This window comes from Providencia sp. (assembly GCF_052096715.1).
GTDB lineage: Bacteria > Pseudomonadota > Gammaproteobacteria > Enterobacterales > Enterobacteriaceae > Providencia.
The window spans coordinates 33,431-56,392 of the sequence record NZ_JBQDNB010000028.1 but is presented as its reverse complement, the minus strand read 5'-3'; the positions used below and the strand labels follow the sequence as shown (position 1 = coordinate 56,392).

Below are 22,962 nucleotides of genomic sequence, written 5' to 3'. Positions count from 1 at the left end.
TCACGATAACGTCAGGAGAGATAGAAACAATGTTCGTTTTGATAATGATGTTATATGGCAATCCAGTGTTGGTATCTGAGCAAATATACACACAGCAAGAATGCGAGAGTCGTGCCAGTCAATTAATGATAGTGCGGGATGTTGAGATTAAATGTGGTGAGGTAATGAGAGAGTGAATAGATTAAGAGAGAGAATAATAGAAGTTCTTCAATGTAATCAGCTTACCACAGAAGAACTATATCACTTGTGCCACCCTGACTATTCAAGAAGTCAGGTTAGTTGCGTGATTGGTCACTTGGAAGCAGGTGGAATCATCAAGAAAAGCATTTGTGAATATTGGGAGCTAATCAATGAATAAATACACAGTAAAGGCTGAAAATGTAAAGCCGAACGACTGCATGATTATAGCTGGTATCAGCGTTCGAGTGCGTTATTGTTATTATCACCACAGTAGCATCGAGCATATTAAAGGAAAGGTAACGTTCGACCTACAAAGGTTTGAAGATGAACTACATCCACTATGCGATAAAACATTCATGAGAATATCTATGGATTCAGATGAATTGGTTGAGGTGTTGAGAGATGAATAAATACACCGAACTCTCTGACTTTGAGATTAATTTAAAAGTAGCTCACATTGTGCTGGGTAAGGATAACTATGATTGGTGTCCAGATAAAAAAGAAGTTTACCTTGCAGGTATTGATGGTGGTGATTTCTTACCGCATGGATATTTCGACCCATGCAACAACCCGTCCGATGCAATGCCGATTATTATTGAGAATAAGATATGCACCGCATTTGATGTATTTGTAGAAGAGCACGACGGCGGTAATTGGGTTGCTTCACCTGCGTATGGCTTTGCAAGTGAAAGAACTAGAAGCAATAACTTTTACCGCGCCGCTATGGAAGTATTTCTATTAATGAAGGATGCGGAGAATGAAGGCTGATTACGGAGGTAGCCACACACCAAAGGAATTGCGTGATAGATGGCAAACTCCCCTACCTTTATTCACAGCATTGGACGCTGAGTTCGGTTTCTATTTAGATGCCGCCGCCGATAAAAATAACCACCTTTGCACTCATTACCTGACCGAAAAAGACGACTCACTAAATTGTGATTGGGAAAGTTACGGTGCTATTTGGGTGAATCCCCCGTACAGCGAAATTCAGCCTTGGATTAATAAAGCCGCTGAGCAATGTAAGAAACAATTACAGCCAGTAGTGATGTTAATTCCTAATGATACATCAGTAGGCTGGTTTAATTCTGCACTGGAAACAGTTAATGAAGTGAGATTAATTACAGGAGGTCGAATATCTTTTATTAATGCCGGAACAAATAAAAAGGTTAACGGGAATAATAAAGGTTCAATGTTATTAATATGGCGACCGTATATTAAGCCACGACAAATAATTACTGCTACCGATAGAGATGAATTAATGAATATCGGCAATCAAATACTACATGAATGGAAAATAGCATAGGTGGCCTATGACACCACAAGAGCATGAAAACGGATTGCGAAGTGTGGCTAAAAGGTGCCACACAGAATTAAAGAAATACGACAAACTAACCACCGAATTATCCAAGCAAACAATAAGTAAAGACCTTCCAGAATTCACAAGCCTATTACCACCCGATAAGAAAAGAAAATACACACCTAACATGTGGTTCAATCACTATGTTATGACTATTGATAAGGAGATTAATGATGGATAGAAAGCCATTAGATGATGATATATGGGATGTCAAAACGGTGGCAGAAAACCTTAGGACTAGTCCAAGAACAGTATCAACCCTTATTGCCAGTGGAGAGATAAAAGGCAGGAAGGTAGGCAAAGGTTACATAACAACAAGGTCAGCAGTTCTTGATTATATAAACACCCCATTGCAAACTAGCGGTGCGAGCGCGGGTGATCATGAAGGAGATAAACTATGTCAATCACCCAGAGAAACGGGATATGGCATTGTCATTTCTTTACCCCAACAGGCAAAAGAATTAGACAAAGCCTTGGAACGAGGGACAAAAAGCAAGCGCAGGAATTGCACGACAAATTAAAAGCTGAGGCGTGGCGAGTCGATAAGCTGAATGAGCTTCAAACAAGGACGTTTGAAGAGTGTTGTATTAGGTGGCTAAGGGAGAAAGAGCACAAGCGATCACTTGATGATGACAGGACAAAAATTGAGTTTTTCAGAATGCACTTTTCTGGCAGGGATATTTCAACAATAACAGCTGATGAAATATACGAAGTCGTCGGAGGAATGATAAACAGAAAACATCAGCAAGTATGGGAAAGCAAAAGGGATGCTGCAATAAGAAAAGGGAAGGAGCCCCCTAAATATGAAGCCACTCCCGTTAGTCAGGCCACAAAAAGCCAACACCTATCATTCATCAGATCGCTGCTAAGGGCAGCAGAGAATGAATGGCATTGGATTAAATCAGCCCCAGTAATTAAAACTAGAAAACCAGTAAGTAAGCGTATCAGGTGGCTAACAAAAGATGAAGCTAACAGGCTCATAAATTGCATGCCAGAAAGCATTAAACCCATTGTTATTTTTGCGCTCGCTACAGGGTTGCGTCGTTCTAATATTATTGATTTAGAATGGCAGCAAGTAGATATGCAAAGAAAAGTAGCATGGATAAACCCTGAAAATGCAAAAGCTGGAAAAGCTATTGGGATAGCTTTAAATAGCACTGCTTGCAAGGTACTTAGAGAGCAAATTGGAAAAAGCTCAAGATGGGTGTTTGTCCATACAACAGCAAAGCACAGACCAGACGGGTCACTAACCCCTGCGGTAAGGAAAATGAGAGTTGATGATAATAACGCTTGGTATTCAGGATTAAAAAAAGCTGGAATTGAAGATTTCCGATTTCATGACTTACGGCACACTTGGGCAAGTTGGCTAATACAATCAGGCGTTCCTCTTTCAGCACTTCAAGAAATGGGAGGGTGGGAAAGTATAGAAATGGTCAGAAGATATGCTCATCTAGCCCCCAATCATTTAAGTGAACATGCACGACATATTGATACTATTTTTGATGATAACGACACAATTACGACACAAGGAGGAAATCAGGCAGGATTAAAATTGGCATAACCCATTGATTTTAAATGGTGCGCCCTGCAGGATTCGAACCTGCGGCCTACGGCTTAGAAGAGCGTAGAATTAATACTTTATAATCAGTTAATTACAGTCTCTTTCAGTGTTCACAAGCTACAAAGAAGATAAAGTTATTCAAAGTCGTTTAAAGTCATTTAAAGGTATTTAATCTTACACGTCCCAAACACGCCCCATTTATTATCGCCCATCATTTTCTGCTATACTCCCCTCTCCCTATCCCCACACATAAAAACTATCATGCACAACCTCGCAGAACTACCAAAAGAAGATAAAGACAAAGTAAATGTCGATTTAGCCGCTTCCGGAGTCGCATATAAAGAAAGACTCGGCAAGCCTGTTATTGATGTCGAAATTGAGCGACAACAACCCGAACACTTGCGCGAGTATTTCCGTGAGCGTTTAGTTCATTACAGAGAAGTGAGTAAGAGATTGCCGAAGGGGTATGAGTACAGCCAGGAAGGTTAATATTTTCCAAATGTATCAATATTACCTAGCGACTAGCGCTAAACAACCGTAGTAACTAGGTAATATATCAATAAGTTCAATTTTGTAAGATACTTGATTTTAATTAATAAACATGACGTTTATTTAACTAATTTTTAGATAAAGAGCTATGTTTAAATACACTTCTCATCTTGTACATTACATTTTTAAAGTTTTTCCTTAAAATAATTTCAGAATATCTGGATATGATGTATGCAAGAACATTACATATCAATACTGCAAAAATAAATTGAATATATTTATTATCAACTTCAATATGGCGAAAGATAAAATCTATTACTGAATAATGAATTAAATACAATGTAAAAGAATAACTTGCAACCAAGGTTATCACGGAGTGGAATCTTTCTATAGAAAAGTAATTCCCAAGATTTACAAAGCATATAATAGAGACGGAAAGAAATGCAGCAAAAACAAAATTATAGCCATTAATGACATTTAATTGTATTACTATACAGACAACTAATGAGAATAATAAAAAAATCAAATTTATCATTAATCCATTAAGTATTTTTTTAACTCTCTGGTAGTAGATCATCCATAACATTCCGAACATCCAGTATATAGTTAAATGTCCACCTCTCAACCCATACGCATAACCAAATGCAACCACACTTGATATTAAAAAAACCAAAGCCATTGGTACATTTACTTTTTCCTTCTTAATAAGAGAAAAAAACAACACACCAAAAAACATATATATCCACCATTCAATTGATATCGTCCAAAATATTCTTGCAGAACCAAATGATGTATGCTGAAATTCTTTAAGATAACTTATTCCAAACAATGGATAATCTTGCAACATAACAAAATTAGCAAAAAAGGTTGAAATATTAAACGCATGATAATAAGTATATTTATCCGAATCTAAATATATAGATAAAGAGTCAATTGCAAAAACAATGAACATGGCAACTATATATGCCGAAAAAATACGTGATGCTCTATCTGTAAAAAAGTCAAAAAAACTATATTGAGGATCAGCTGATTTTATTCTAGTGCTGTAAGTGATAACGAACCCTGATAGCACGAAAAATACAACTACCGCCATATTCTGCATCCATGGAAAATTAGGCTCATGCAAGAACTTAAATATTCCCATAAAGCTTATTCCATGCCCAATGACCACAACCTGAGATGCAATAGCTCTGATTAAATCAAGACAAATCGACTCCCTAACGCTTAATTTCATTTCGTATCTGTTCCGCCACTTATAAATGCAGATATAGTATAGGGAGGAAAATGAAAATCAAGCTATCAATGTCCGACATATTTTTATCTAGAAAGTGACTTATTTTGCTGTTCCGCATACCCATTAACTGAGTATCTTTGCTAGGTTATCTGCGTTAAATACAAAGCCATACTCGCCGATGTATAATGATACAATAGCGACCGACCCTAGCCCGACAATCATCAACAATGCAGCCAGTATGTTTTTTGACCACTTAAGAAATATCTCTTTATTCATTTCCATGCAACCCTCTAGCTTCATTGTGGTTGAAGTACAGCACTTAATCATATAGTATTTCACTAATTTTGTAAATAATCAGTAATATACCAATGAAAAACATTGCCATAAAAAAACATAACATAATAACTCTTTTAGTTATTTTATCTTTCTATGCATATTTATCGAAAATGATTACTGGAAGTGACGCTTTCCTCGCAATTAGCGTTTTTATTGCAATCATAGTTATTCCGATTTTTGTTGTTACATCCAAAGATAAAGTAAATATATTTTATCTTTCTATGATGGTGCTATCCATCCTTGTTGTCATTTTAAGCTCTTTCTTTTCTAGAAGTTATGATGAAATATCGGCATTTGTAGGGATAATCTATGTTGCAACTTCGTGTAGCTTATGTTGGGCTATTAATGAGTCAGGAAAAGAGTTATTTATAGCAAGGATGTGCTTTTACGCTTTTTTCATCTACACACTACCTTTTTTTATAATAAACAATATAGTTAACCCTGATGGGTACAATGACATACTAGCTGGAGCAAGCAGAAATATAGTTAGCGCTATATTCATTCTTTTATCTTGCTTTCACATGGCTGCTTATATTAAAGAAAATAATAAATACCCTATCTTGGTTCAACTAATATCATTTATTTGTTGCTTTATGCTATTCGGTCGAAGTGGGATATTAATATCATTTATAATACTATCAATATCATTAGTGAATTCATTCAAGAAAACAACGTCATTCACAATTATATTGATAATAGGCGCTGCATTGGCTTATTTCATTTATGATATACAGGATTACGTTATGACAAAGACCAACTTTGCGCTCGGTACAGATTCGCCGCGGTCAATGATGTTAGATCAGTATTTTTCAAATATGGATTTAAGATCGCTCCTGTTCGGCAATGAATACTTATCTTGTTGCAACGAAATTGTCAGATTCGAAAATAATCCCCATAATTCATTCATAATGGGTCATGCGCGATACGGAATATTCCACACACTGATAATTGCTAGCTTATTAGCATACACCGTAATCCGTGCAAGATTAATTGCCGTTATTCTTTTTATTATTGCGTTAACTCGATATGCAGTAGATCAGATAGGGCTCTTTTCCCCGATGGATTTTACTTTGCTTTATCTTGCATTTTGCATGAAAAAATAGACATCTGCGCCTCCATTAGAGGCGCAGAATCAGCTATACTATAAAGTATAATAATCTCTAAAATCCACATCGAACTTCCCATTGCACCAATAGTCAAGCGTGCACATATAAATAACACTAGTTGGTAATGTAAATACAATCTCCTGAACACCACCTTGATTTCTTCTAGCAACAGTAATAGCGGAAGTGTTGCCTAGTTTCTGGGCGTTAATACTATCTAATCCAGCCTCCCAATCTGCTGCCAAGGAGAAGACTATATCTCCGCAGCTTCTAGATGCATTACCAGCAGACTTATTTACAGGGTAAAAGCTAATCCTACCAAAGGCTGTAACACCCTGAGCTAATCCAGGTACGCTAGTATCTTGTAGCCTTAAAACAACCGATGCAGTACCAGAGACAGGATTTAAAGAAAGTAATGACTTAACATTCCTTAACTGGTCAAATCCAGCAACAGTGAATCCTGTTTTCTTTAACTTCCCATCATAATTGATAACAATACCATCAATTATCATGCCATCGGTGTCATTCCTTGTTAGCCGCTTAATTCCTGTTGAATTATATCTACAGTCATTAAATACAATTCCTTTGCCGTTATTACTGAAAGCTGGAATATTTAAATCTGAATAAAACGTGGAATCTTCAAACACAACAGACCTATAGCAACCATACTCATATGAAGGCTCTTTCACTATCTCAATGATAGATGTATCTGACGATTGAATATAGATATCAAAAGATTTAAATGTAATAAGCTGACCAGACCTTGCTGTCGGAATTCTCGATAAATCTATAACGCATTCACCAGAAGGAATTTCCGCCCCGCTTCCCTCCACTACAACATTTCTACAAGCACCTACACTATAAGAAGACCCACAATCATCCGCAGCATTAGATGAAAAAGTAGAGTAACTTAACGGTTGTGGTGATACGTCAACGGTATTAGTGTCTGGATTATATCTAAATCCCAACTGATGACCAAAATCACAACCAATTGCATAAAATGAACCATTATCCATTGATGTTCCGCTATAGCACCCAGCATACTCACAATTCACTGATGTAACTGTTTTTAATGATGAGTTCCACGCATGAACATCATGAGATACTTTCCAATAAGAGAACGTAACGTTTTCCCAGTTTACCTGCTCTGCTCCACGGGGATTTCTAAAGCCACAACCATTTTTATCTTTTGCGCCATTTCTGATGTGTATTCCTGAAAAATTGCATGACCTGAAAAATACGTTTTTAGAGTAGAATCCACCAGAACCATCATTAAACTCAATTATTGATTCCCTACCTAGTCCAGAGATATCCAAACCTAGAAATTGAGTATCTATGTATTCATCAAGATTAATAGCAGCAAAAATCCTCATTATTCCACGGCTTAACGACATTGGCCTCTTAGCGCGTAGTGCAGATATTAAGGCTGTGGTATCATCAGCAACGCCATCAACTTTAGCACCAGCAACCTGAAAAGGAAGACGGCTTCGATTATCTACAAGCTTCCACTTTCCTCCTGACGTGAAATCATGAATAATAAACCCATCTTCTGGCTCAGTTATGGATGTTGAATATACATATTCAGCACCTCCACCATCAGATATGTTGTAATACCCAGAGGTGATGCAAATATCACCGTTTTTTGGAGTAAACCGCAGATTCTTCATTTCGTTTACGGAGCTTATTCTGTAAATAGCGCCACCGACAATCCCAGCTCCGTACTCCCCCACCAAATCCCCCCTCAAACTCGCATCACCAACACTAACCCAAGCACCTTTGGCTATCCCGCCTGTTGATTGAGGAGTTGAGCCTGCTGGTACTGATTTAGGTAAATCACCATCCCAACGATAATATTCTCCTGTTGTTTCATCACGAAGAATGTGGTTGCGTAATGTAATTTCGTTATTCGGTAAGTCAGCACCCTGCTGAAAACTGTCGACAGTAATATAGCCAGCGGCAATAATGGCCGCACTCATATCGCCATTAAATTTCTCAATTAGCCTTTCATTTACTTTCTCAACCCCAAACAAACTAATTCGTTCAACGCCCAACCTATCTACCCAAACTTCGCTTTCCCTGTCATTTATCGCCCTATCAAAATTTTCACTATTATCGAACAAGTCTTTTGCTGCTGCCGAGCCTACTTTATTGCGAGTATTGTATGTAGTCATTCATGACCTCTATAAATGCAAAAACCCCGCCGAAGCGAGGTCTGTTTTGTTTGTTGATGGATTAATTAAGCTGAATACTCAGCATCGTCATATTGGTAAAAACTATCTTTGTATTCTTTCGCGGTTATTTGGCATGTGCCATCTGAGCTTGGGGATATTTCCTGAATTATGCCGTCATAACCCACTCTTTTAGATGAGCAAAATATCAACCGCAAAGGTTCAATATACGGGTCATTCATAACCCAAGATTCAGGAGATAATTCATCGTCATACGGGATTGTTAATGTGAATTCATCGACTTGGTTGGGGTTTAAGAGTTTTGATGCCGAGCCATCTTGGAAGCGGATCAAGCAACGAGGCTCATCAATTTCCCAATCTAACGGTTCATTGACTTGCAGTGTGATTTTCTGCTGGTCATATTTCATGCTTACTATTAAGCAACTCATCGTTTCATTACTTGGAATATCATCAGTTAAAACGATTCTATCCCCGATGTTGTAGCAAAGTGCATCTAGCTCAGTTGATGTTGAAAACGTTAACCGTTGTTGGCGATACTTCATGAGCCTCCTCATGCCTAATTGGTAGGCTATATCAGGACTCAAAACACCATCAAGGGTGTAATTTTCAATTTTGCTAGGCGTTAAGTTACTATCAACCCGACACTGGATAGTTTCTTCAGCCCACGTTGTGCCATTAATGTAAGTTACATCAATGCCATCATAATCATCTTGCGATGGTGCAGAAAATGCAGTCTGTAAATCTTCTGTCGTCTCTTGCGGACTAATAATACCTGTCCATGATTTAACCCCTTCTCTTCCAACCGAAGCCAGGCCGTCTGATAACAAAAAATAACCCATTCCTGCGTTGCAAATTTTTTGAAGAACATTAAGCGCTGAATCACTGTTACTTTCTGACGACCAGTCAAATAATTCATCTCGAGGCGACCAGTATGTATCGTGTAATTCATCAATGGTGGTTGTATCAATTTTAGTATTATCCATCCCCAAACTATTTAGCACATGGTAAAACGCACCTTTAATGCTTCTTGATGCATTATTTCCATATAGCCGAGTTGCGATAATGCTAATGCGCCTATCTGACTGAGCGGCTAGTCGATTTCCTGTCCTAACAGTAACGCCCATTGTTGTTACGCCATTATATCTGAGTGGGCGCGAATCCAATCGTGAGCGTAGTGCTTGCCAGTGGCATTGGTCTCTCGTACTTCCACCGCCAACATCAGATATGCGGCGCATTCTAATTTCATATTGCGCTTGAGAAGGCAGATCTAATACCTCTGTAAATCCTATTTGGTCTTCCGTGCTTCTACTGTATCTAAGTTCTTTGGTTATCCAGTCAGTAGCGCCAACTACACGATATTGAACAGAGACTTTCACTTCACATGAACCACGCCGTCCTTTTTTATCGTAAGTCGCTAATCCGGCAGGGAAAACAATATTCATTTCTATGTGATTAGTCGTTTCGCTATCAGGGCAAGCAAGGAATGGTCCTATCCAGTTATATTCATCGTTAACGCCCGTTACACTATAATCTAAGAGTGTGCGCGGTCTAAACCCCTGCCAGCTAGTATCGATCACTGTAATTTCATTACCTGCCTCATCTTTTTCAATCGTGAATCGCAGCACTGTAATGGTAAGTCCATCAATTGACGTAATTTTATACTGGTTTCCCTTTAGACCAAGACTTAACCTCTGAATGCCTTCCGGCAGACCGATAAATGGCGTTCCATTTGCGCTGGTGTATGCAAGCTTGATATGTGCATCAATAGCAGGGGAGCCGCCAGTGGAAGCCTCTCCTCGCGTAATCACGGGCGAACTTCCGAATAGCGAAATTGGTAAGTCAGAGGTTTCTATGACGCTGCCGGAGTAAGGACTGGATTCCTCAGTAATTAATATTCGCCCCGAGCTATCCCAAGCGATCAAACCCGAACCAACAAGCTGAGTGGATATCGCATTAATCAGACCGCTCATTGTGACGTAATCCGTTATTAACGATATGTAGTAAACAGCACCCTTCCATGAAATAGAAAACGTTTCAGGTGACAATGTAAAATCATAAATTTGCGGTGATTCGCTAGACTCAATCGTTGAAGCAGAACCGCCAACACCTGCTACAGGAGGCTGGCGAGGAGTATAGCTATTAACAAATAAGTCATAATTATTATCATTAAAAACCAAGGTGATTTGTCTGCCAATATGAGGATCTAACTCACTCATATCCCCATAGATAACACTATAACCACCCTCTGTTTTGACGGTGAAATTATCAGGCGCTTCTATCGTTAAGATACTACCCTCTTTCCATGATTCAGGAATGGTTGAATCATCCGCAGTATTTTCATCGCTGGATGTGGCATTAATCATAGTTAAAGCATTTCCAGACAGCGCAACCGCCTCTGCATTAACACTGACGCTTTTCGGTGCGCTTGAACTTAAATCTAGCCCTGTTGTTCCGGCTGTTGTAGTTCCAACTTCCGTTGAGTTATACCAGTTTTGAGAACGCTCATCGGCTGAAATATCGACCCCTTGTGGGTATATCGAATAACTCACATCATCACCAAATGACGATATCGGGGTATTGCCGATTTTAATGTTTGAGGCATTGATAGAAAAATTACCACGCCCAACACACAGAAACATTTGAGTGCGATAAATTCTAGGGTCGTTCTTGTCAAATCTACTGACAGGCTGCACGAGATAATCAGGAAAAATACGATAACGACCGAATACCTCACGAATTGGATCACCTAGTTTCGCACTATTTGCTTTTGCCGGATTAAGCTCTAATTGGTCTCCATTACCAGATGATGAATAGCCGCCAACGTCAATATTTTGCATCATAAAGATTGAGTAAGCTGCTGTTGCTACTGCAATTCCAACAGCTATCCAGCCAATAGTTACCGCTTCCAATCCATAAGGAATCGGGTATATCCTAACCTCAGCATCAGCTGAGATACTTAGCGTTTTCCATACTTCCGGTGAAGCTATACAGCCATTCACTTCAATACAAATCGGCTGTTTATCTTCATTGCGATACCCGTTCACATTTTTAGTCAGCCATTCGTGCAGTGTTGTATTGCCATGCTCGTGCACCTCTAACGGCTCGCCTTGTAACTTTGATGGGTAAATTCGTATTGTCACTGGTAATACTCCACTTTAGTAAAGCGCCGCTCAAATCGTGATAAAGGAAGAATGGTGATGTTATTTTTAGGATTGCACTCGATCGCCTGTAGAAGCCCATTAACACTAATGACAATTGCGACATGGGTTATCATATTGCCAGAGTAGCAAGCCGCCACCGCCCCCTCTTTGGGTCTACAAAGCTCAACCTTTTTCGCCATTTCTTTAGCTTCAATATCGAGTCCGTTATCATCTTTTGTAACGCCTTCAAATAATGGCCACTCATCCAGACCTAAATCTTTACGCACTTCATGCACAATGCCGTAACAGTCTAAATTTGGATAAGTTCGTCCGCCCTTCTGCCAGATAACAGAACGGTATTTATCAATGTTTAACATGTGTATTCCTTATGAGAGGTAGCGCAGTCCTGAGTGTTCGGCAAGGTTGTAACGATGACGAGGCCAAGCAGTATCGAGAATATTCATATACCCAGCGGTTATCTGTACCTCAACTGCCGTCCAGTAGCCTGATTTAATAGCCAAGGTGTAAGGTTGTTGAACCGGTGCAGTTAAATCAACATCAAGATATTTACGATAGGTGATTTCTGCGCTGCTCAAATCGTCCAAGGCATCCCGTATCGCACCTGAGACAATTCCATCTACATTGCTAATAGCAAACTTCAAGTCTTGCGTTCCATCTGCATTACGAGCAGGCAAGGCGATATCAATGCCACAAGCAATAAACGTCACCAGTCGCCCATCCTCTAGTTTGGCTTCGACATCCTCCCAACCTTTCGTTAGCCAGTAATCATTACCGCCTACACGGATTTGCAGTGTTTCAATTTCGACCTCCGAACCACCAGAGGCGTAAAGTCGATTCAATATGGTCATGCTTCAGGCCACTCCCTATTTAATGCAATATCAATAATGTCACTCTCAGCAACATACTCAGGGAATAGCCCCCAGTCTTTCGGTAATAGCGGTCTTTCCCAAAGTTCTAAAGTTGCTGAGAATCGCCAATGCTTAGGGGGTGCTAAAGTAGGGCCATCGTAGATATCCATAAAGCGACATTTGTATAATTCAACGCCCAGTGGAGTTTGCAGCTTCATCAGGAACCACGCAGCGCCATCACTCAATGCATCACGAAACCAAGCTTCGAATAACTGTGCTTGCTGGTCTTTCTCGAAGTACCACGATACAGAGGCGTTTGTCGGCGTAGATGTATAAGCCCTGCGCTGTCTTGCTCGTCCTGAACTTAGTTGAGTTCGCCTTAGCGGAGATACGGGTTGAAATGCATAACCTTCTTGCTGTGGCAGCGGTAGATAGTCATGCGGATAGGTTATTTCTGTCATGCTATCCTCGGATTTTAGATATAAAAAAACCGCAATTAAGCGGCAGTCTTTGCTGTTTTTATAACTATGCCTTTATTTGTGGCTCATTAAAATCATGAGTATCTTTATACACTGATTCCAGAGGCCTACTCAATATATTCCCAGTATTATAAACACATTCAAGATCACGAATTTCCTTTTTGAGCGTCCTTATCTTGGTAATAGCATCATCTATAGAACTACTGTCAATGCTGATTTTTATTACTCTATCGTTCATTATTGCTCTCTTTTTCGATTGTTTTAGATTTCATGTCAGAAATAAATTGCACTAATTCCGTTGCTGAGATGAAGGCCTGTATTGCATCATTCTTTGTTATGTTTCTATTTAGCCTATAATCTGCTTGTACCCTACACTGGTGAGCCATTTTTAGTTTTACACCAATCAGTTCTAATTTTTCTTTTGAGTATGCGTAGTCTTTATCTGCATCATTTGATAAGTAATGGAAGAATTTTGCGTGCACCCCACCTTTAACTAATTTGCTGCCTCTACCATTATATGAAGGAATTGATTTTTCAGTGATACATGACAGCGCCATATGATAGATTGAGTAGTATGACCTGCTTATAACATTTCGATACCCAGCTTCATTATCTAAATTGTCCATGCTATTTTTAGCCATAACCAAAAAGTCATTAGAATCAATTGACATGCTCACCTCGCTCAAAGATAGCGATAGCATCTGAACCTGCAAGGCCTTTATCTACAATTTTTTGAGCCAATAAGTTGTTTAATGCCACTAGCTCATTTGGGCTTGCATCATCAACTTGATATACAAAGCAATAGTTACTATCCATGTCATTATCAAGATATGAATGACATTTTTTTAACTTCAATTCATCTGCAATTTCCATCACACATCTTGCTAAATTCGTTATGTCTTTAGCTATGTTTTCATCACGAGCATATAATGAAGCCATGCTTAATGCCCTCTCTTCATCTTTCGTCTCTATATTTAGTTTTTTTATTAAACTAAGCGAATTTATAACCAACGGTATATCAGCCCAAAATAAAGCCATATCCAGTGCTAGCTTAAGGGATATAGGAGACTCAAACTCAATTGACCGCCTAAGTATATCTAACTGTTTTTGATGGTAGCCCTTTTGCCCCATTGCCAAAGCATAATTTATCCATGAGGCAGGGCTATAAGGATCTAATAAAAGCGACCTTTCACATAACGAAATCCCATCCTCCAACTTTCCCCACACAATATAAATCAATCCTTGAATACTAAGCGATTCATATTCAATAGGTATACTTCTAGCTTCTCTTAATAACCTATATAAATCTGTTTCAGGCAATAGCAGTTGTCCTGATTTAATTGAAGGCTCAATTTTAAGATAGATTTCATTGGATTTTGTTTGCGGTTGTGGGTTCATAATATGACCAATTCAGCAAAATAATATGATTATATTAACATTAGCTATAATCGTACGTTACTGATCTTATCCACAGCAAAAAAAAAGCAGCTTACAACTCTTCACGTAACTATTTAATTTTTCAACTTTCTGTTCGGATAAAGTCCACGCATAGTTTTACCAAACTTACCTCGCGCATTTTCAAGTTGGTCTGTCATCTCATTAATAGCCTGTTTAACCGCTTGCTTTTGCGTGGCTTGAAGTTGAGCAATAGTTCTATCATCTGGATTACCATTCACCGTTATAGGTGCTGGGTTAACATGAATAATCTGAGTGTTTGACTCTTGATTGCTATTATTCGTCGTCTGGTTAGCTGGATGAATGTTCTTCATGGCGTACTGGTCGTTTTTTAGCGCGTCCATCGGAATACTTCCGCTATTCATCATCTTATATAGATTAGGAACGCCAATTTTATCGGTTGCCTCTTTATTGAAAACAAATTCACCTGCATGAACGACGCCTCTAGGGTCATATTTACCACCCTTGCCAGTATATCCACCGCTAGCGAACCCCACACCTGCTATACCTTGAATATTAGACACAATACTCGCCGTTTGCGCTGCTACCGATGCCATTGCTGCTAAGTTCATTGGGAACGGGTTAGCTGCTGCCATTGCTATACCTTGCTGAATAGACAGCATTGATTGTGCAATTGCAAAAGCTTTATTAGCAACAAATGCCGCTTTATATACTGCTGACTGTTCACCAAATCCATCACGCGTTATCGATACAATACTATCCATAATAGATTCGGTCGCCGCGCGGTTTATCTCTCTCCGCTGAGCTTCTATCTGATCATTTGCTTGACGTGCAGTACTTTGCGTTTCAGCAATCCTAGCCTCATATTCTGCGGTTAAATTTGCTTTACCTTCATAATACTGACGGTAGGATTCTAGCTGCTGCTCTTGCCATTGATTAACAGCCTCTTGAGCTTTTTGTAACTCATTCATCTGTTGCTGCATACCGCCCCAAGTGCCTGACAATTCGCCACCTGTAGGTTGAAGATTACCTGTTACACTAGTGACACTTTGCGGCAATGTTGGCTTGGTGTTTTTTATGGCATTATCGCGAGAGCTGTTGTATTCGCTGTCAGTTAATTTCCCAGCCGCTTTAAGCTTATCAAGTAGCGTTAACCGCTCTACAAGCAGTGTATTGCCTTTTTGCATCTCAGAGTAAATACTGGTCTGCTGGCTACGGTACTCTTCCATTAACTTAGCTGTTTCTTGCCTAACTTCTAACTCTTTGTATGCAGCTAAAACTAAGCCTTGAGTTGCTAATAATGATTTTTCGTCATCGGTCGCTTTGCTACCCTTGGCCTTAATTGCTGCAATTTGACGCTCAAACGATAAACGCTGAAACCCTGCATCTGTTAACTTACCTGAATATCGGAGTTGGTCTTCAATCGCTAGCGCTTGCTCTTTTAACTGATTAAGCATCTGCTGACCAGCGTCACGACTTTGCTTGGTCGTCTTGTTTAATTCTTTGCCTGCTTGATTGAGATTATACAATTCAGCGGCAGCATCTTCTAAAACCTTAATGTTTTCTGGTTTAGTTTCTCCAGCGTCCTTAGCTGCATACTGCGCTCTTAATCGCTCTCTTGCTTCCCCTGTCTTCTTAGCTAATGCTATATCGCGCTCAAGTTGCTGCTTAAGCCTTGCACCGCCATCAGTAAAATTAAGCTGCAATGATGCCGCATTGAACTTGCCTAGGGCATTAGCGGCCGCGCCAACATCGAAACCAAAGCTTCTGAATGCCGCCGCACCATTTGGTAGAGTCGTTTGTGTGTGGGCTCTTAATAGGTCAGCGCTTTGTTGTAGCGTACCATTCAAATCAGCTTGGATTACTTTTGCGGTATTTTGTGCTCGGCTTAAGTCGTTTTCGGCCTGAGTTTTTTTAGCTAGAGCAACTTCATAATTTTTGGAGGCATTTTCAAAGTCTTTTAATGCATCGGTGTATTCTTTTGTGCCAACTTTCGCTGCATCAAGTGCTCCTTTGCTTTTATTGAGGTCTCTTTCAAAGCGCCCATCTACAAACTCTATTCTAGCTTTTCTAGCTGCTGACTCCAGTGCAGTAAAGGACTCTTCAAGCTCACCAATTTTGATAAGTTTCTGCTCTCGAGTCATCTCCTTGAGCTTTTCAATTAACCCACTAAGCCCACGCGATAAATCTATTGCGTCAGCTTTTGCCTGCTGCATGCTTGTTGCAAATGCATACATTCCACCTGCCGCCAACATAGCTAATCCAATAGGTCCACCAACTAACGCCAAGCCGCCCTTAACTAGATTATTGGCAACACTCAACCTGCCCTGCGCTGCTGATAACTCAGTAGTTGCAACGGTTTCTGCTTTGGTTGCTGCGGTAAGTACTGCTGTTTGATTAGCTAATTGAGTTTTCAGCGAAATTCGCTGAACTTCTGTAGTCGCTGCCGCTTGTTGTGCTTTTGTGGATTCAACTGCCGCAATCGCTACTGCCCTTTCATTCTGCGCCTGAATAAGCGTTGTTTTTGCTACATTGACTTTATCTACCGCTAGCTTGCGATTTACTAATGCGTTCTCTGCTGATTTTTTGGTCGAATCATAAATACTGTTAGACAGATTACCAAAATAACGAGCGGCTCCAATACCAACAATGCCAGTTAATACCGTAGAAACCGAACCAAAGTTATCACTAACCGTTGCCAAACTAGCTGATATGGCACGAGTTACCCCTAAGCTTTGGTTTAGCTCGCCATAATAGGCTTTTGCTGAGTTTGTAACGCGAGTCAGGCCATCAGCAACCGTATTATCCATTGAGTCAGCTAAAGCATTGTTAGCCTCTTTAGCTGCCATTACAGCATCAGCAAATAGCTTAAATGATATTTTCCCATCAGCAGCTAACTTCTTAACTTCCATTTCAGTAACTTTAATGCCGCCGTTTTGCTTTTCGAGTTGCTTAGCGATATCACCCAACAAGGTAGGTGTGGCATTCATTATTGAATTCCAATTTTCACCAGCAACCTTGCCTGCAACCATAGATTTATTTAAAGCATTCTGCATTGACATAACTTCATTGACACTTGAAGCATTCGCGGTCATTGATGATGAAAGAGATTCAATATAATCAACTGTTTGCTCAGTGCTATATCCCAACTCCTGCATTGAGGAGGCCGCGCCGATATATAATAATTGCGTATCGGCAATGTTTTTACCATTACGGTTACTGATTTCTAGAAAGCGCTCTTGGAGCATTGAGTAATTTTTAATATCACCCTCAACAGACTTCAACGCATTCTTAATACGCGCCGCAACTTGCCCCCACTCATCTACAGTCTTGATCACAATGCCTATTGATAATGCGCCAGCAGCTGATGTAGCTAATCGCTTAAATGAAATCCCCAAGTCATCTGTTGAACTTGATGCTTTCTCACCTTGAGAGGTCAGTCGCTCTAAAGATGTTGCTAGTGTGTCTGCACTGCGTTTTGCGCCTGTGCTATCTAATATGATCGCAAGGCGTGAGGTCTGCTCTGCCATTTACTATCTCCTATAACGAAAAAACCCCGCCGATTGGCAGGGTTCATTTGATTGATTTATTTGTTGGTTATTTACTGAAAGTGACCACTAGCTGATGATCTCCGTCGTGTGCACTTCTCCATATCTCTACCTCTGCGTTACCATAACTAGTTTTAGATGTTACCTCTACATCATCACAAGTATCCATTGAACCGCACTTATCTAAAACATTAGTTAACTTTTCGCTGTCAAACCCAATAGATTTTAAATAATCGACCTCTTTACTAAGCTTGATCTTAAAGTCTTCAAAATCTGGCTGGTATCTTTTACCACCGATGGATATTGAGAGAACTTTGAAAAGACCATCCCCGTTGAAAGTTAGCGCATTATCATCAGAGTAATCTTTAAATGGTTGCTCAGCCCCAAACACGCATACCGTTGCATCTGGTTTCTTGTCACAGTCACCATCTTTAATAAAACTCACGCTATCCATGCTCTGCCCCCACTTCAAGCCGAACGGGGCATCTGGCTTGCTATCGCAGCCTGCAAGTAATAGAGCGATCACGCTGACAATAATAAATCTCATATCGAAGCCTTATTTAATCAGAATTTTTAGCGAAATAGTCATAGATAAAAGCCTGCACATTTGTATATTCCAGTATATTTTGGCTATTAAGCTTCCCCATAAAATCAACAAAATCGCAATTTTTCATCGCTCTTGTGAAGTATGGTTTCATTTTATTTTGAATTGTTTGCTTAACCTCGCCACTATGCAGCAAGCACTGATAGTGATAAGACAAATGCGACAGCGCATCAAGATGACTATCCTCCTGCCTTAATATATTTGCCATATCAACATGAGGTAATGATATTAATACTTGAGCTTGCAGTGGCGTAAAGCCAGTGTGGGGATGTACCTCATTAATAAATTCTATATGCTCAATGTAAAAGACTTTTTGATTATTCAAGTGCTTCCATGCCTTATCAAACTTTTTGTCTTTTATAGCTTGCTTGGCCTTATGTTTTTCATCCGCAGCCTTACCAAGCGCATTCATTCTTTTATCTTTCATTAAGCCCATCCCACCCTCACCTCAGTTTTTATTAATTTAATTTATGATAGCCCGAGGCTCGCGCAAAACAAAGCAAACATTAGGTGTAAAAAAACCTGCCGGAGCAGGTTTAGAGAGTTATGATGAGAATAATTTTTCTAAAAATTTTTTATTTATTAAATATTCTATATTTTCATTTAGATATAAAAATGAATGTTTTATGTCTTCTTTATTATTAATTAGCAAAAAATTATCTAGTGACGATTGCACAGAAACGAGGTCATTACATAGATTTCTGCTTTTTTTCTTTTCAAAAACCTTAGATGAATCAATGTATTTATAGCTTTTTGATACATCAATATCAGCCTTGACATTGTTATGAACGTAATTACATGCATCAGAATACACCCTAGCAAGTGCGCTAACGCCATCTACACCTTTATATCTTTCTTTAAACTCACTGAACATCCTTGTAACACCGATTTCATCATCATTATCTTTGCTCAACAAGAATCTAATTGAATTTTCAATGCATGACCTTATATTAAAATAAAAGTATCTATCTTCATTTTTTTTTATTGCTGAAATACAGCCTAAAAAATCATAGATGACGCTTAATAAGTGTCTATTCCCTCTCAAAGATTTTTCGTGGATTACCTTCAAAAAAATAGACTTTTTTACCGCTGATATTAACGAGTCAACAACATATTGGTCAGGAATTACTTTTAGGTCTTCTTTGAACTTAGACACTGTTCCTAACACGTTGTAAGGGTCAATAGTGAGGAAGTTACTCACCCCTAAACCCCTTTATCCACTTTGAAATACTTTCTGTTGTAGTATTCTTACCTTTTCTCTTTTTATTTTCTTTCTTTTTCGCTTCTAAAGCGATGTCGTTCATTGGCTGCTGATCTAGCTTTTCATAAATAATATTGACAACAGTATTTTTAGCTGTGAAATGATTTCCATCGGAATATTTGCTAACTATATCTTTCGCAAGCCTAGAGAACATAAGGGTTCTTGAGGCCACAACGTATCTTTTATATTCAATCTTAAATGCATCTTTAATAAATTCATGCAATTCAAAATTCGACTTAAAAGTTTCTTTGGAAAATATTACTAAAGATAGGAATCCGATCATAAACTCAAGCGATTCAGAATCTTTTAGTTCCATTAATTTCTTTTTAGTTATTAATTTATTCTGATTCATCATCAACCTCTTTAAGCTTAACTTCGAGTTCCGTACAAATTCTATCAATGATTTCTTTAGACTGAGAATACGCTGACGCAAAATTCAATTGCTGACCAACCTGCAAATCCCTAACCTTTGAAAAATGATTCTTGAAGAAATATAGATCCCTGATGCCTTTTTCGGTTTCTATAGCTGTCTTAATTGTTCTGGTCTTCTTTGTCAATCTTCTTGGTGCGGTATCAGTATAAATAACACCCAATGGCTTTATTGTAATTCTTTGATCTCTAGCTAACTTAGAAACAATTGATAGCAAATTATTACTTCCCAATACTGAATACTGGTCTATCCTCATTGGCATTATATAATGTGTAGATGCCATTATGGACGCTTCGGTATACATTGAAATAGTCGGCGGACAATCAATGAAAATGTAGTCGTAGATATCTCTTAACTTATTGTCTTCAATGAAGTTTCTTATCCGAATCAATCTCATTGTATCTACCGTGTTGTGCTCAAACATTATATTTATATCACCAGGGATTATATCTAGATTTGGATATACACTGTAAATAACATCTTCTTTTTTTAATACTGCATCTTCATCATATATAGAAGCATTTACTTCAAATATTCTCTTGATTGTCTTTCTTTGTTTTACTAAAGATAAGTACTCACTTATTTTATCATGCTTACCCATAAAAGATTGTGTTGCATTAAACTGAGGGTCAATATCTATTATTAATACTTTTTTATCCTTATAGTTTGCTAAATACTCACCAATACTAATACATAGAGTGGTCTTTCCCACCCCACCCTTCATATTAATAAAACTAATTACAGGCGCATTCATGTGCAAGCTCCAAAGAAAATGTCAGAATATATTACAGGCACTAAAAAATTTTACATTCCTGTTTTTTATACAGTAATAACGAAATAAAATGTGATATTAGTCACTTTTTACCCTCATACATCTTCTTGACGGTTTCCATGAATAGCTCTTTGAACTTATCTGATTCTAAGTTGGCTAATTCGTCTATGTTTTTCGGTTTTCTTTCTTCGTCTACAGCCGCCTGTAAAATCATGACCATTTCGGAATTAAGTGATCTGCCGTTTTTTTTCGCTCTTTCTGCCAGCTTTTCTTTTAAGTTATCAGGCATCCGTAGGCTGTAGGGGATGATATCTCTTATTCGTGACATTTTACTTTTCTCATAACACCACATTGATATCACAATATATCCAAATAAACTTTGACAATATAGAGCTGCATTGATACCTTTGTGACATCACATTAACTCACGGTAAAATAAAGGATGTCACATGAATGGAAATAAAAAAACAAGTAAACTTCAACTTAGATTAACTGAAACATTAAAAAGCAAAGTAGTAGAACTTTCAGATAAAGATGGAATATCTCAAAACTCTATACTTAATCAAGCAGTTGCTTGGTATGTAAAAGAAAGAGAGAAGAGTGTTAACTAAAACAGCGAAGCCCTAACTACTTGCAATAGTCAGGGCTTCTAATTTAGCTCGAGTCTAGAGGAAACGAACTATGACTAATGTATCAAATGTCAGCAGCATCAGCAATTCCATAAAAACAATGCCAGTTATTACCCATAATGGCGTACCTGTAGTAACCACAGAAACTATTGCTTCTTTGTACGATACCGTTGTTGGTAATATTAAAACTAACTTCTCAAGGAATGCCAAAAGGTTTATCGAAGGTAAACATTACTTTAAGTTAACTGGTTCAATATTAAAAGATTTTAAGAACAAGGTTACTAAAAGTAACTTAGTTGCTTGCGCTAAAAATGCCAAACATTTAACCCTCTGGACAGAACGTGGGGCAGCGCGTCATGCCAAAATGCTAGACACCGATAACGCATGGAATGTTTTTGAGGCGCTAGAGGATTTCTATTTTGCTAAGAAAGAAGATGCTTTCCACAAAACAACCACAGACGACCGAGCGCCATTACGTAACGCCGTAGATTGCCTAATGACTAAAAGACGCCTGAGCTTTCCTAAAGCATATGGTTATGTTCATGCTAAGTACGGAGTAAATAGCATTGATGAGGTTCCGCTTGATTTACTACCTGAAGCGGTGGACTACATCTACAAGGTTGCGCTTGAAGGTGAATATATTCCTAAGCAGGATAGTCTGCCAGCACCATCATTTAATAGGCAATTGTCAATTAAAACCTTAGAGGGTGCAATGACTCACATCCGTACAGTGAGAGAGTATTGGAATTCAGGGCTTCAGGAATCACTTAAACAACTTGGCTATCCTCATACTGGCTCATTAACTGAGCATATGATTGAGCCTTTATTCAAAATCGAATGGGTTATTCGTGAAATAAAAGGTAATGATATAACCAAGCTACCAGCTTAACCACCCAGCCCAAGGACGGGCAATAAAAAACCTACTCGAAAGTAGGCCATGTTAGCAAGGTGATTAAATCACTTGCATCTAATATCCCAAATTTTCTGGAAATCTTCTTCAGATATAGTTTCACCTTCAAAGTCGAATAAAGGGATGGAGAATACGCACTCGCCTTCTTGATTCGCTGCAACCTCAACAATAAATCTTTTGTACTTATAAGGTAAGTCATCTTTGAATGTAAACACTTCTCCACAAACATCACCTACAGCCTTGCGGCTCATGCTTTTACCTGCTTGGTAAAAAGTAACATTTCTCATGTCGGCCGCTTTTGGCTGATGCATAAAGACAGTTACGGCTTGTTTAGCACCGTCAATAATTGTCGGTTTTTTACTAACACTAATTGATATGCCAACAATAAATGCTAATAATATCAATAGTAAAATACACAGGATACGCAAAATTTTAGTGTGCACATCAAGTTACCA

27 protein-coding genes are annotated in these 22,962 nt (G+C 38.7%); 10 read left to right on the top strand and 17 right to left on the bottom strand.

Annotation, left to right across the window (positions count from 1 at the left end):
• Positions 1 to 350 precede the first annotated feature (350 nt).
• The 7 genes from ACTH6U_RS17685 to ACTH6U_RS17655 all read left to right on the top strand — a co-directional run bounded on the left by ACTH6U_RS17685 (position 351) and on the right by ACTH6U_RS17655 (position 3,587).
• Positions 351 to 590, top strand: a complete 240-nt coding sequence (locus ACTH6U_RS17685) for a hypothetical protein (protein ID WP_441832797.1) — start codon at positions 351 to 353, stop codon at positions 588 to 590.
• Positions 583 to 948 carry a phage protein NinX family protein gene (locus ACTH6U_RS17680; protein ID WP_441832796.1) on the top strand — a complete coding sequence of 122 codons (366 nt, stop codon included), beginning with the start codon at positions 583 to 585 and terminating at the stop codon, positions 946 to 948. The genes ACTH6U_RS17685 and ACTH6U_RS17680 overlap by 8 nt, the downstream gene beginning before the upstream one ends.
• Positions 938 to 1,483: a phage N-6-adenine-methyltransferase gene (locus tag ACTH6U_RS17675; RefSeq protein ID WP_441832794.1), complete on the top strand. Its 546-nt coding sequence runs from the start codon at positions 938 to 940 to the stop codon at positions 1,481 to 1,483. The genes ACTH6U_RS17680 and ACTH6U_RS17675 overlap by 11 nt, the downstream gene beginning before the upstream one ends.
• Positions 1,484 to 1,490: 7 nt before the next feature.
• Positions 1,491 to 1,718 (top strand): hypothetical protein, encoded by a 228-nt coding sequence (locus ACTH6U_RS17670; protein ID WP_441832793.1) that lies wholly within the window; start codon positions 1,491 to 1,493, stop codon positions 1,716 to 1,718.
• Complete coding sequence (locus tag ACTH6U_RS17665; RefSeq protein WP_441832792.1) at positions 1,708 to 2,058, top strand: helix-turn-helix domain-containing protein; 351 nt, start codon at positions 1,708 to 1,710, stop codon at positions 2,056 to 2,058. Before ACTH6U_RS17670 ends, ACTH6U_RS17665 begins: the two co-directional genes overlap by 11 nt.
• Positions 1,941 to 3,098 carry a tyrosine-type recombinase/integrase gene (locus ACTH6U_RS17660; protein WP_441832798.1) on the top strand — a complete coding sequence of 386 codons (1,158 nt, stop codon included), beginning with the start codon at positions 1,941 to 1,943 and terminating at the stop codon, positions 3,096 to 3,098. The genes ACTH6U_RS17665 and ACTH6U_RS17660 overlap by 118 nt, the downstream gene beginning before the upstream one ends.
• A 261-nt stretch (positions 3,099 to 3,359) precedes the next feature.
• On the top strand, positions 3,360 to 3,587 hold the full coding sequence (locus tag ACTH6U_RS17655) for a DNA polymerase III subunit theta (RefSeq protein ID WP_441832791.1): 228 nt from the start codon (positions 3,360 to 3,362) through the stop codon (positions 3,585 to 3,587).
• A 127-nt stretch (positions 3,588 to 3,714) separates the two neighbouring features.
• Here the strand turns inward: ACTH6U_RS17655 and ACTH6U_RS17650 are convergent, their stop codons facing one another.
• The gene (locus tag ACTH6U_RS17650; protein WP_441832790.1) at positions 3,715 to 4,821 is read right to left on the bottom strand and encodes an acyltransferase family protein; all 1,107 of its coding nucleotides are present in this window, start codon (positions 4,819 to 4,821) and stop codon (positions 3,715 to 3,717) included.
• A 123-nt stretch (positions 4,822 to 4,944) separates the two neighbouring features.
• Positions 4,945 to 5,103: a hypothetical protein gene (locus ACTH6U_RS17645; protein ID WP_156474125.1), complete on the bottom strand. Its 159-nt coding sequence runs from the start codon at positions 5,101 to 5,103 to the stop codon at positions 4,945 to 4,947.
• An 86-nt stretch (positions 5,104 to 5,189) separates the two neighbouring features.
• Between ACTH6U_RS17645 and ACTH6U_RS17640 the strand changes: the two genes are divergently transcribed.
• The gene (locus ACTH6U_RS17640; protein WP_441832789.1) at positions 5,190 to 6,260 is read left to right on the top strand and encodes a hypothetical protein; all 1,071 of its coding nucleotides are present in this window, start codon (positions 5,190 to 5,192) and stop codon (positions 6,258 to 6,260) included.
• A gap of 38 nt (positions 6,261 to 6,298) precedes the next feature.
• Here ACTH6U_RS17640 and ACTH6U_RS17635 read toward each other — a convergent pair whose 3' ends face one another.
• The 14 genes from ACTH6U_RS17635 to ACTH6U_RS17570 form a co-directional block, all read right to left on the bottom strand.
• Entirely contained in the window at positions 6,299 to 8,431 is a 2,133-nt protein-coding gene (locus ACTH6U_RS17635; protein ID WP_441832788.1) for a hypothetical protein, read from the bottom strand.
• 65 nt (positions 8,432 to 8,496) lie between these two features.
• Positions 8,497 to 11,589, bottom strand: a complete 3,093-nt coding sequence (locus ACTH6U_RS17630; protein ID WP_441832787.1) for a host specificity factor TipJ family phage tail protein — start codon at positions 11,587 to 11,589, stop codon at positions 8,497 to 8,499.
• Positions 11,586 to 11,966: a nitrite transporter gene (locus ACTH6U_RS17625; RefSeq protein WP_441832786.1), complete on the bottom strand. Its 381-nt coding sequence runs from the start codon at positions 11,964 to 11,966 to the stop codon at positions 11,586 to 11,588. Before ACTH6U_RS17625 ends, ACTH6U_RS17630 begins: the two co-directional genes overlap by 4 nt.
• Before the next feature lie 9 nt (positions 11,967 to 11,975).
• Positions 11,976 to 12,458, bottom strand: coding sequence for a DUF1833 family protein (locus ACTH6U_RS17620; RefSeq protein ID WP_441832785.1), 483 nt, complete (start codon positions 12,456 to 12,458; stop codon positions 11,976 to 11,978).
• The gene (locus ACTH6U_RS17615) at positions 12,455 to 12,919 is read right to left on the bottom strand and encodes a hypothetical protein (protein ID WP_273827427.1); all 465 of its coding nucleotides are present in this window, start codon (positions 12,917 to 12,919) and stop codon (positions 12,455 to 12,457) included. Before ACTH6U_RS17615 ends, ACTH6U_RS17620 begins: the two co-directional genes overlap by 4 nt.
• 245 nt (positions 12,920 to 13,164) lie before the next feature.
• On the bottom strand, positions 13,165 to 13,608 hold the full coding sequence (locus tag ACTH6U_RS17610; RefSeq protein ID WP_441832784.1) for a hypothetical protein: 444 nt from the start codon (positions 13,606 to 13,608) through the stop codon (positions 13,165 to 13,167).
• Positions 13,598 to 14,335, bottom strand: coding sequence for a hypothetical protein (locus ACTH6U_RS17605; RefSeq protein ID WP_441832783.1), 738 nt, complete (start codon positions 14,333 to 14,335; stop codon positions 13,598 to 13,600). Before ACTH6U_RS17605 ends, ACTH6U_RS17610 begins: the two co-directional genes overlap by 11 nt.
• Positions 14,336 to 14,448: 113 nt before the next feature.
• The gene (locus ACTH6U_RS17600) at positions 14,449 to 17,883 is read right to left on the bottom strand and encodes a tape measure protein (RefSeq protein WP_441832782.1); all 3,435 of its coding nucleotides are present in this window, start codon (positions 17,881 to 17,883) and stop codon (positions 14,449 to 14,451) included.
• A 67-nt stretch (positions 17,884 to 17,950) separates the two neighbouring features.
• Entirely contained in the window at positions 17,951 to 18,448 is a 498-nt protein-coding gene (locus ACTH6U_RS17595) for a hypothetical protein (RefSeq protein WP_441832781.1), read from the bottom strand.
• A 13-nt stretch (positions 18,449 to 18,461) separates the two neighbouring features.
• Entirely contained in the window at positions 18,462 to 18,941 is a 480-nt protein-coding gene (locus ACTH6U_RS17590) for a hypothetical protein (RefSeq protein ID WP_441832780.1), read from the bottom strand.
• A 108-nt stretch (positions 18,942 to 19,049) separates the two neighbouring features.
• Positions 19,050 to 19,706: a hypothetical protein gene (locus ACTH6U_RS17585; protein ID WP_230084853.1), complete on the bottom strand. Its 657-nt coding sequence runs from the start codon at positions 19,704 to 19,706 to the stop codon at positions 19,050 to 19,052.
• On the bottom strand, positions 19,699 to 20,118 hold the full coding sequence (locus ACTH6U_RS17580) for a hypothetical protein (RefSeq protein ID WP_230084852.1): 420 nt from the start codon (positions 20,116 to 20,118) through the stop codon (positions 19,699 to 19,701). Before ACTH6U_RS17580 ends, ACTH6U_RS17585 begins: the two co-directional genes overlap by 8 nt.
• Positions 20,105 to 20,950: a ParA family protein gene (locus ACTH6U_RS17575; RefSeq protein ID WP_126459776.1), complete on the bottom strand. Its 846-nt coding sequence runs from the start codon at positions 20,948 to 20,950 to the stop codon at positions 20,105 to 20,107. The genes ACTH6U_RS17580 and ACTH6U_RS17575 overlap by 14 nt, the downstream gene beginning before the upstream one ends.
• Before the next feature lie 100 nt (positions 20,951 to 21,050).
• Positions 21,051 to 21,296, bottom strand: coding sequence for an Arc family DNA-binding protein (locus ACTH6U_RS17570; RefSeq protein WP_441832779.1), 246 nt, complete (start codon positions 21,294 to 21,296; stop codon positions 21,051 to 21,053).
• A 121-nt stretch (positions 21,297 to 21,417) separates the two neighbouring features.
• On the opposite strand from ACTH6U_RS17570, the gene ACTH6U_RS17565 reads away from it, so the two are divergent.
• Complete coding sequence (locus tag ACTH6U_RS17565; RefSeq protein WP_175403141.1) at positions 21,418 to 21,579, top strand: hypothetical protein; 162 nt, start codon at positions 21,418 to 21,420, stop codon at positions 21,577 to 21,579.
• Positions 21,580 to 21,649: 70 nt separating this feature from the next.
• Positions 21,650 to 22,486 carry an ORF6N domain-containing protein gene (locus ACTH6U_RS17560; RefSeq protein ID WP_441832778.1) on the top strand — a complete coding sequence of 279 codons (837 nt, stop codon included), beginning with the start codon at positions 21,650 to 21,652 and terminating at the stop codon, positions 22,484 to 22,486.
• A 68-nt stretch (positions 22,487 to 22,554) separates the two neighbouring features.
• Here ACTH6U_RS17560 and ACTH6U_RS17555 read toward each other — a convergent pair whose 3' ends face one another.
• Complete coding sequence (locus ACTH6U_RS17555) at positions 22,555 to 22,950, bottom strand: hypothetical protein (protein ID WP_441832777.1); 396 nt, start codon at positions 22,948 to 22,950, stop codon at positions 22,555 to 22,557.
• Positions 22,951 to 22,962: the final 12 nt, after the last annotated feature.

Excerpts from the sequence above, each read along its gene's own strand:
- ACTH6U_RS17685 (WP_441832797.1), top strand. The coding sequence starts at position 351 with ATGAATAAATACACAGTAAAGGCTGAAAATGTAAAGCCGAACGACTGC.
- ACTH6U_RS17680 (WP_441832796.1), top strand. The coding sequence starts at position 583 with ATGAATAAATACACCGAACTCTCTGACTTTGAGATTAATTTAAAAGTA.
- ACTH6U_RS17675 (WP_441832794.1), top strand. The coding sequence starts at position 938 with ATGAAGGCTGATTACGGAGGTAGCCACACACCAAAGGAATTGCGTGAT.
- ACTH6U_RS17670 (WP_441832793.1), top strand. The coding sequence starts at position 1,491 with ATGACACCACAAGAGCATGAAAACGGATTGCGAAGTGTGGCTAAAAGG.
- ACTH6U_RS17665 (WP_441832792.1), top strand. The coding sequence starts at position 1,708 with ATGATGGATAGAAAGCCATTAGATGATGATATATGGGATGTCAAAACG.
- ACTH6U_RS17655 (WP_441832791.1), top strand. The coding sequence starts at position 3,360 with ATGCACAACCTCGCAGAACTACCAAAAGAAGATAAAGACAAAGTAAAT.
- ACTH6U_RS17650 (WP_441832790.1), bottom strand. The coding sequence starts at position 4,821 with ATGAAATTAAGCGTTAGGGAGTCGATTTGTCTTGATTTAATCAGAGCT.
- ACTH6U_RS17645 (WP_156474125.1), bottom strand. The coding sequence starts at position 5,103 with ATGGAAATGAATAAAGAGATATTTCTTAAGTGGTCAAAAAACATACTG.
- ACTH6U_RS17640 (WP_441832789.1), top strand. The coding sequence starts at position 5,190 with ATGAAAAACATTGCCATAAAAAAACATAACATAATAACTCTTTTAGTT.
- ACTH6U_RS17635 (WP_441832788.1), bottom strand. The coding sequence starts at position 8,431 with ATGACTACATACAATACTCGCAATAAAGTAGGCTCGGCAGCAGCAAAA.
- ACTH6U_RS17625 (WP_441832786.1), bottom strand. The coding sequence starts at position 11,966 with ATGTTAAACATTGATAAATACCGTTCTGTTATCTGGCAGAAGGGCGGA.
- ACTH6U_RS17620 (WP_441832785.1), bottom strand. The coding sequence starts at position 12,458 with ATGACCATATTGAATCGACTTTACGCCTCTGGTGGTTCGGAGGTCGAA.
- ACTH6U_RS17615 (WP_273827427.1), bottom strand. The coding sequence starts at position 12,919 with ATGACAGAAATAACCTATCCGCATGACTATCTACCGCTGCCACAGCAA.
- ACTH6U_RS17610 (WP_441832784.1), bottom strand. The coding sequence starts at position 13,608 with ATGTCAATTGATTCTAATGACTTTTTGGTTATGGCTAAAAATAGCATG.
- ACTH6U_RS17605 (WP_441832783.1), bottom strand. The coding sequence starts at position 14,335 with ATGAACCCACAACCGCAAACAAAATCCAATGAAATCTATCTTAAAATT.
- ACTH6U_RS17600 (WP_441832782.1), bottom strand. The coding sequence starts at position 17,883 with ATGGCAGAGCAGACCTCACGCCTTGCGATCATATTAGATAGCACAGGC.
- ACTH6U_RS17595 (WP_441832781.1), bottom strand. The coding sequence starts at position 18,448 with ATGAGATTTATTATTGTCAGCGTGATCGCTCTATTACTTGCAGGCTGC.
- ACTH6U_RS17590 (WP_441832780.1), bottom strand. The coding sequence starts at position 18,941 with ATGGGCTTAATGAAAGATAAAAGAATGAATGCGCTTGGTAAGGCTGCG.
- ACTH6U_RS17580 (WP_230084852.1), bottom strand. The coding sequence starts at position 20,118 with ATGAATCAGAATAAATTAATAACTAAAAAGAAATTAATGGAACTAAAA.
- ACTH6U_RS17575 (WP_126459776.1), bottom strand. The coding sequence starts at position 20,950 with ATGAATGCGCCTGTAATTAGTTTTATTAATATGAAGGGTGGGGTGGGA.
- ACTH6U_RS17570 (WP_441832779.1), bottom strand. The coding sequence starts at position 21,296 with ATGTCACGAATAAGAGATATCATCCCCTACAGCCTACGGATGCCTGAT.
- ACTH6U_RS17565 (WP_175403141.1), top strand. The coding sequence starts at position 21,418 with ATGAATGGAAATAAAAAAACAAGTAAACTTCAACTTAGATTAACTGAA.
- ACTH6U_RS17560 (WP_441832778.1), top strand. The coding sequence starts at position 21,650 with ATGACTAATGTATCAAATGTCAGCAGCATCAGCAATTCCATAAAAACA.